This is a genomic window from Acidovorax sp. KPB24-07, assembly GCF_057543315.1.
Genome location: NZ_BAAJYS010000193.1, coordinates 1 through 7,133 on the forward strand (window position 1 = coordinate 1; position 7,133 = coordinate 7,133).

The following is a 7,133-nucleotide window of genomic DNA, read 5'->3' on the forward strand; positions in this document are numbered from 1 at the left end:
CGGCGAGGTCTCGCGGAAATAGCGGCCGTACACGTCCATTCGGTCGCGGTTGGTGAACACCATCAGCGCCAGCAGCAGCAGAAAAAATCAGCACCACTCCCTTGAGCCACTGGGGGCACGGTCTTTTTCACGCCCGCCAGCGCCAGGGCGCACAACGGCAGGATCAGCAGCAGCAGCAGCCGGATGCGCAGCGCGGAGGTCATGGCGGCGGCCGGGGTGTGCGGGTGCAGGGGTGGGCTGGCGCGGAGACGGCGGGGCGCGCTCAGCCGCGCGGGGGCTGCAGTTCCAGCCGGTAGCCGAAGCCCCGGATGGAGCGCAGCGCCACGCCATTGGGCTCCAGCTTGCTGCGCAGGCGGGAAACGTACACCTCCACCGCATTGGGCGTGATTTCCTTGTCCCAGCCGGTCAGGGCCTGCAGCAGCTTTTCCTTGCTGGCCGGCTTGGGCGCGTGGATCAGCAGGTATTCCAGCACCGTCCACTCGCGCGGGCCCAGTTCGATGGGCTGGCGCGCATGGGGATCGCTGGCGGTGCGGATGCTCACGGTGCGGCCGGCGGTGTCCAGCTCCAGCGGCCCGAAGCTCAGGATGGCCGTGGTCGCGGCCTGAGAGCGCCGCAGCAGGGCCCGCAGCCGCGCCAGCAGCTCGGGCAGCTCGTAGGGCTTGACCATGTAGTCGTCGGCGCCCAGGTCGAGCCCCTGCACGCGGTCGTGCAGGGCGTCGCGCGCCGTGAGGATGAGCACCGGCATGGCCGGATGGGCCATCTCGGGGCGGCGCAGGCAGCGCGTGAGCTCCAGGCCGTCCATGCCCGGCAGGCCGATGTCGATGATCGCGGCGTCGAACGATTCGGTGCGCAGCACCTCTTCGGCCCGCTCGCCGCTGCCCACCCAGTCCACCGCATAGCCCGCGTCGGTCAGGCCCAGCTTGATGCCGCTGGCCAGCATGACGTCGTCCTCGACCAGCAGCAGGCGCATCGCCCTGTCACCCGCTCAGGAACGGACCGGCGCGGCCCCGCCGGGGGCGGCGCGCTGCACGGCGGGCGAGGCGCAGACGGGCATCTCAGTGGCTGCGGATCATGGTGCCGTAGGCCTGCTCGGTCAGGATTTCCAGCAGCATGGCGTGCGGCACGCGGCCGTCGATGATGTGCACCGCGTTCACCCCGGCCTTGGCGGCATCGAGGGCGCCGGCGATCTTGGGCAGCATGCCGCCGGAGATGGTGCCATCGGCGAACAGCGTGTCGATCTCGCGGGCGGTGAGGTCGGTGAGCAGTTCGCCCGCCTTGTTCAGCACGCCCGGGATGTTGGTGAGGAGCACGAGCTTTTCGGCCTGCAGCACGGTGGCGAGCTTGCTGGCCACGACGTCGGCGTTGATGTTGTAGCTCTCGTTGTTCTCGCCGAAGCCGATGGGGCTGATGACGGGGATGAACGCATCGTCCTGCAGCGCCTTGACCACGCTCGGGTCGATGGAGACGATGTCGCCCACCTGGCCGATGTCGTGCTCGATGCTCGGGTCCTTGTTGTCCACCATCTTGAGCTTCTGGGCGCGGATCATGCCGCCGTCGCGCCCGGTGAGGCCCACGGCCTTGCCGCCCGCCTGGTTGATCAGGCCCACGATGTCCTGCTGAACTTCGCCCGCCAGCACCCACTCCACGACTTCCATGGTTTCGGCGTCGGTCACCCGCATGCCCTGGATGAACTGGCCCTTCTTGCCCAGGCGGTTGAGCGCGGTCTCGATCTGCGGGCCGCCGCCGTGCACCACCACCGGGTTCATGCCCACCAGTTTGAGCAGCACCACGTCCTCGGCGAAGTCGGCCTGCAGCGCCGGGTCGGTCATGGCGTTGCCGCCATATTTGATGACCATGGTCTTGCCATGGAACTTGCGGATGTAGGGCAGCGCCTGGGCCAGGATTTCGGCCTTGTCGCGCGGAGCAATCGAAAGAAGGTCGGTCGTCATGAAGAGCTCGCGGCTGAAGGAGCGGTTAAGCGATGGAGATGCGCATTGTGCCTTGCCCCGGCCCCCGGACGGCGCTGGGGCGGGACGGGCGCAGGAACGGGCCAGGACGGCACCGGGCGATGCCATTCAGCATCGGCCCGTGGGCGGTCTTCAATGCCGCAGCCAGCTGGGCACCTTGAAGCGCACGATGGCCAGGTAGGCGGAGACGTAGGCGATCATGAAGAGGGCGCAGAAGATCGCCAGCACGACCGTGTTGCTCCAGAACAGCACCGCGGGCACCACCGTCAGCAGGGTAAAACCCCACAGGTAGGGCGAGGTGCGGTTGTTGCGCATGAGCACCCGGCGGGACTCGTCGTCATGGAACACCCCGCGCACGATGCGCCGGTAGATGAGCTGATGGAAGTGCAGCGCGTCCGCCACGCCCGGCGAGACCCCGCGCACCAGCTTGCGATAGATGGAGAAGACGGTCTCCCACACCGGGTAGATCAGCAGCAGCATCGGGAACCAGGGCGACACGTCCTGGTTGCGCTGCACGAGCGAGATGCTGCCCAGCGCGATCACCACGCCCCAGATGTAGGAGCCCCCATCGCCGGCGAAGATCATGCCGCGCGGGTAGTTCCACACCAGGAACCCGGCCGTGGCCGCCGCCGTGCAAACGAACAGCGTCGCGAGCGACCGGTCCCCCACCTGCAGGCTGACGTGCGCCAGCGCCAGGCAGACGATGAACGCCACCATGCCCGCCAGGCCGTTGTAGCCGTCGATGATGTTGAAGGCGTGCGGCAGGCCGGCCACCGCCAGCACCACGATCACCATGCCCAGCCAGGGCGTCTGGGCCAGGAAGCCGTCCAGCCAGGGCAGGCCCATGCGCTGCACGTTCAGTTGCAGCACCATCAGCGCCAGCCCACCCGACAGGGCCGTGAGCAGCAGGCGATAGCGCACGGTCAGGCGCTGCGTCAGGTCTTCCACGATGCCGCCCACCGCCGACGGCAGGAGCGCCACGATCCACCAGACCACCCAGGCGCCGAGCCGCAGCGAGCCCGGATCGCCCATCCACGACGTCTGAACCACCCCCAGCATCCAGCTGCAGGCCATGCCGGCCAGCAGCGCCGCCCCGCCCAGCCGGGGAATATCCCCCAGGTGGAACCGCTGCGGCATGGTGTCGCCATACACGGACGCGTGGTCGCGCCCCCATCGGACGATGCCCGCAGCCACCAGCGTGGAAACCAGAAACGCAACCAGAGACAACCAGATCATGGAGCGCCGATGGTATGCGGGCCGCGGGGGCCCTCCGGTAACAAAGATCGTGCCTGCCGATACACCGGCGAGCGCCACAGCCGCCACAGGCTGCGCACGTGCCAGGCGAGGTAGGCCATGCGGCGCTGGCTGTCGCGCTGCCCGACATGGCCCACGCGGGCCGCACCCTTGTGCAGCCGCAGGCCCCTCAGCCGCATGCGCAAGCTCAAATCCACATCCTCGCAATACATGAAATACCCTTCATCGAATCCCTCCAGCGCGTCCCACACCGCCCGCCGCATCACCAGGAACGCCGCGTTCACCCAGTCCACCCGGTGCTCCCGTTGCCCGAGCACGCGGCGGCGCCACAGCGCAGCGGGCGACGGCAGCTCGCGCTCGGAATCCTGCAACTGGCCGCGGCCGTCCACCTGCTCCGGGTAGGCGCAGCCCACGTCCGCCGGCAGGGCGGCCTCGCACAGCGTGGGAAACGGGTTCGCGCCGAGCAGGCTGACGTCGGGGTTGAGCACGCAGACCATCGGTTCGGCCGCCCCGCGCAATGCGCGGTTGTGGTTGGCGCCGAAGCCCAGGGGCGACGCATTGCGGCGAATCTCCAGCACGAAGGGCCAGCCTCCGGCGGGGGCCTGCGGCTCGGCCTCGGGCAGGTTGAGCGTGAGCACCACGCGCGAAACGCTGGCCCCGCACAGGCGCGCCAGATCCTGCAGCAAAACCTGCACCCAGGGCCCGTGGCCGTGGCTGATCAGCGAGACCACCAGGCCCCGTTCCGCATTGAGAGATGACATCATGAACACGCTATTGTCGTCTGCCTCGCACACCGTCCTGCCAAGCGGGCCGCTGCCATGCGCCCGTCATAATCCGGGGATGACCCAAACAATCGAGGATTTGCACGTCTATCTGCGCACCATCAAGCAAGACGAACGCACCTCCCTTTCCGTGCTGGCGAGCCTTGTCCGCGAGGGATCCACGGTGCTCGACCTGGGCTGCGGCAGCGGCGCACTCGGGCAATATCTGGCAGAGACCCGGGGCTGCACCAGCGATGGCGTGACGCTCAGCGAAGCCGAGGCCGAACACGCCCGCCCCCACTACCGGCGCGTGGAAGTGTCCGATCTGGAAACGTGCGATCTGGTTACCCTTTTTACCGGCCAGCGCTACGACTACATCGTGTGTGCCGACGTGCTCGAACACCTGCGCCGCCCGGAGGGCATCCTGGCGCAATGCCGCGAACTGCTGGCAACCGGTGGTCAACTGCTGATTTCGGTGCCCAACGCCGGCTACTGCGGCCTGGTGGCCGAATTACTGCAGGGTGAATTCCGCTACCGGGAGGAAGGCCTGCTGGACCGCACCCACCTTCGCTTCTTCACCCGGCGATCATTGGGGCGGTTCCTGGGCGAGCAGCGCTGGGCCGTCGACCAGATCGACACCGTGCGCCGCGAGGTGCCCGAATCGGAGTTCAAGGCCGCCTTCGACCTGCTGCCACCGGCCGTGTCGCGCCATTTGCTCGGCGCACCCGATGCCATGGCCTACCAGTTCATCGCTGCGGCGCAGCCTGTCGCCCAGGCCATCGCCGAGGACCAGAGCGGCACGCCGGACCCGGAGGAAGCCCATGCCCTGTTCACCGCCCAGCTCTACCTGGGCCAGAACGGCGAATACGCCGAAGACCGCAAGCTGACCGCCACCGGCATCATTGGTCGCGAACGCCAGACGGTGCGTTTCACCCTGCCCGATACGCCCACGCCCCTCACGAACCTGAGGCTCGACCCGGCGGACCGCCCCGGCTTCATGCACCTGCATGGCATCGCCCTGCGCAATGCCCAGGGCGACGCGGTGTGGACGTGGCAGGCCGACACTGCATCGCGCTCGCTGCTGGCCCGCTCGCCCCACCGCCAGATCGTGTGGGAGCAGCCCATGCCGGCCGCCTCCCCCGCCACCCTGCTGCTGCTCACCGGGGACGACCCCTGGATGGAGTTGCCGATCCCCCGGGACGTCCTGACCGGCCACGCCGGCGGCGGGGCCGTGCTGGACATCGACCTGGGGTGGCCCATGTCCGCCGACTACCTGGCCCTTTCGAGTGCCATCTTCCCGCTGCAGGAACAGATTTCCGACCTGAAGACGGCAGCAGCCCTGGCCCAGGCGCAGGCACAGCGCGAGGCTGATCGACTGCTTCGGGAGACCCGCGAGGCGCTCGAGCTGGAAAAGCGCGCTTTGGGCGAGCAAAAGGAAGTGCTCGAGGGCGACAAGCGCACCCTGGAGTACACCAACCAGGCCTTGCAGGAACACAACGCCACGCTCAAGGACAGCACCCAGACGCTGCTGCGCCAGCGGGCCGATTTGCAGCAGGAGTCCGCCCAGTTCCAGCGCAACGCCACCCGACTGCAGCATGAACTGGGCCGCCTGCAACACGACTACGGCGCCCTCGCCCACCACTTGAAAACGATCGAAAACTCCACCGTGTTCCGCGCGACCCGCCCACTCGTCCACACCAAGATGCGCGTGGACCGCCTTCTGGGCCGTGCGCCCAAGCATGCCGCCGCAGCGGCAACGCAGGGGCCCGTGCAGGTCACGCCGCCGCAGCACCCCGTGGATGTGATCGTGCCCGTCTACCGGGGCCTGGCCGACACGCAGATGTGCGTCGATTCCGTGCTGGCCAGCCCGTGCGCTACGCCCTACCGCCTCATCGTCATCAACGACGCCAGCCCCGAGCCCGAAGTCACGGCCTGGCTGCGCCAGCGGGCCACGCAGGACGAGCGCATCGTGCTGCTGGAAAACGAGGAGAACCTCGGCTTCGTCGGCACCGTCAACCGCGGCATGGCCCTGAGCGGCAGCAACGATGTGCTGCTGCTCAACAGCGACACGGAAGTCGCCAACGACTGGCTCGACCGCATCCGCAACGCCGCCTACGGCGATGCCAAGGTGGCCTCGGTCACCCCGTTCTCCAACAACGCCACCATCTGCAGCTACCCGCGCTTTTGCAAGGACAACGACCTGCCACCCGGCTACGACACGGCCCGCCTGGACGCGCTGTGCGCCAGGACCCACCCGGGCGCGGTCGTGGACGTGCCCACGGGCGTCGGCTTTTGCATGTACATCCGGCGCGATTGCCTGGTGCAGCTCGGCCTGTTCGATACCGAGCACTTCGGCAAGGGCTACGGCGAGGAAAACGATTTCTGCCAGCGCGCGCACGCGGCCGGCTGGCGCAACCTGCACCTGCTGGACACTTTCGTGCTGCACACCGGCGGGGTCAGCTTCGGCGACAGCAAGAGCCCGCGCGAACTCGCGGCCATGGAAACCCTGCGCCGCCTGCATCCGCGCTACGAGCGCGACGTGCATGCGTTCGTGCAGGCCGATCCGGCGCAGCCCTACCGGCTGGCGCTCGACGTGGCCCGCATCGCCGAGGCCGGCCTGCCGGCCGTGCTCGCCGTGCTGCACGACCGGGCCGGTGGCACGGTCCGGCATGTCCGCGAACTGGCCGCGCACCTGGCGGACCAGGCCACCTTCCTGACCCTCACGCCCGCGCCTGGGCACAGCGTGCGGCTGCGCATGGCGGGGCAGGACGAGGGCTTCGAACTCACCTTCCGCCTGAACGACCAGTACGACGACCTGCTCGGCGTGCTGCGGCAGCTGGGCGTGCGGCAGGTGCACTTTCACCACCTGCTGGGCCACGGCCAGGAAGTTCGCAACATCCCGCACCTGCTGGATGTGCCCTACGACTTCACCGCGCACGACTACTACAGCTACTGCACGCACATCTCGATGACCGACACGACCAACCGGTACGCCGGCGAGATCGGTCCCGGGCAATGCAAGTGCTGCACGCCGGAGATGCATTCCCCCCTGGGCGGCACCGTCGCCGAATGGCGTGGCGCGAATGCGCGCCTGCTCACCGGCGCACGCCGGGTGCTCGCGCCCAGCCACGACACGGCGCGGCGCATCGCC

6 protein-coding genes are annotated in these 7,133 nt (G+C 68.6%); 1 reads left to right on the forward strand and 5 read right to left on the reverse strand.

Annotated elements, in window-relative coordinates:
- Positions 1-62: 62 nt before the first annotated feature.
- The 5 genes from AC27IQ_RS16655 to AC27IQ_RS16675 all read right to left on the reverse strand — a co-directional run bounded on the left by AC27IQ_RS16655 (position 63) and on the right by AC27IQ_RS16675 (position 3,985).
- On the reverse strand, positions 63-203 hold the full coding sequence (locus AC27IQ_RS16655; RefSeq protein ID WP_487090116.1) for a hypothetical protein: 141 nt from the start codon (positions 201-203) through the stop codon (positions 63-65).
- A gap of 59 nt (positions 204-262) precedes the next feature.
- Complete coding sequence (locus AC27IQ_RS16660) at positions 263-970, reverse strand: response regulator transcription factor (RefSeq protein WP_272565155.1); 708 nt, start codon at positions 968-970, stop codon at positions 263-265.
- Between the two features lie 85 nt (positions 971-1,055).
- Entirely contained in the window at positions 1,056-1,949 is an 894-nt protein-coding gene (gene argB / locus AC27IQ_RS16665) for an acetylglutamate kinase (RefSeq protein ID WP_092745378.1), read from the reverse strand.
- 150 nt (positions 1,950-2,099) lie between these two features.
- Positions 2,100-3,203 carry a glycosyltransferase family 4 protein gene (locus tag AC27IQ_RS16670; RefSeq protein WP_284398141.1) on the reverse strand — a complete coding sequence of 368 codons (1,104 nt, stop codon included), beginning with the start codon at positions 3,201-3,203 and terminating at the stop codon, positions 2,100-2,102.
- The gene (locus tag AC27IQ_RS16675) at positions 3,200-3,985 is read right to left on the reverse strand and encodes a glycosyltransferase family protein (RefSeq protein ID WP_284429726.1); all 786 of its coding nucleotides are present in this window, start codon (positions 3,983-3,985) and stop codon (positions 3,200-3,202) included. The genes AC27IQ_RS16670 and AC27IQ_RS16675 overlap by 4 nt, the downstream gene beginning before the upstream one ends.
- Before the next feature lie 76 nt (positions 3,986-4,061).
- On the opposite strand from AC27IQ_RS16675, the gene AC27IQ_RS16680 reads away from it, so the two are divergent.
- On the forward strand, positions 4,062-7,133 hold a 3,072-nt coding region (locus AC27IQ_RS16680), incomplete at its 3' end, for a methyltransferase domain-containing protein (RefSeq protein WP_487090117.1).

Bases quoted from the DNA above. Each gene is read 5' to 3' on its own strand.
- AC27IQ_RS16660 (WP_272565155.1), bottom strand. From the start codon at position 970: ATGCGCCTGCTGCTGGTCGAGGACGACGTCATGCTGGCCAGCGGCATC.
- AC27IQ_RS16675 (WP_284429726.1), bottom strand. From the start codon at position 3,985: ATGATGTCATCTCTCAATGCGGAACGGGGCCTGGTGGTCTCGCTGATC.
- AC27IQ_RS16670 (WP_284398141.1), bottom strand. From the start codon at position 3,203: ATGATCTGGTTGTCTCTGGTTGCGTTTCTGGTTTCCACGCTGGTGGCT.
- argB (WP_092745378.1), bottom strand. From the start codon at position 1,949: ATGACGACCGACCTTCTTTCGATTGCTCCGCGCGACAAGGCCGAAATC.
- AC27IQ_RS16655 (WP_487090116.1), bottom strand. From the start codon at position 203: ATGACCTCCGCGCTGCGCATCCGGCTGCTGCTGCTGCTGATCCTGCCG.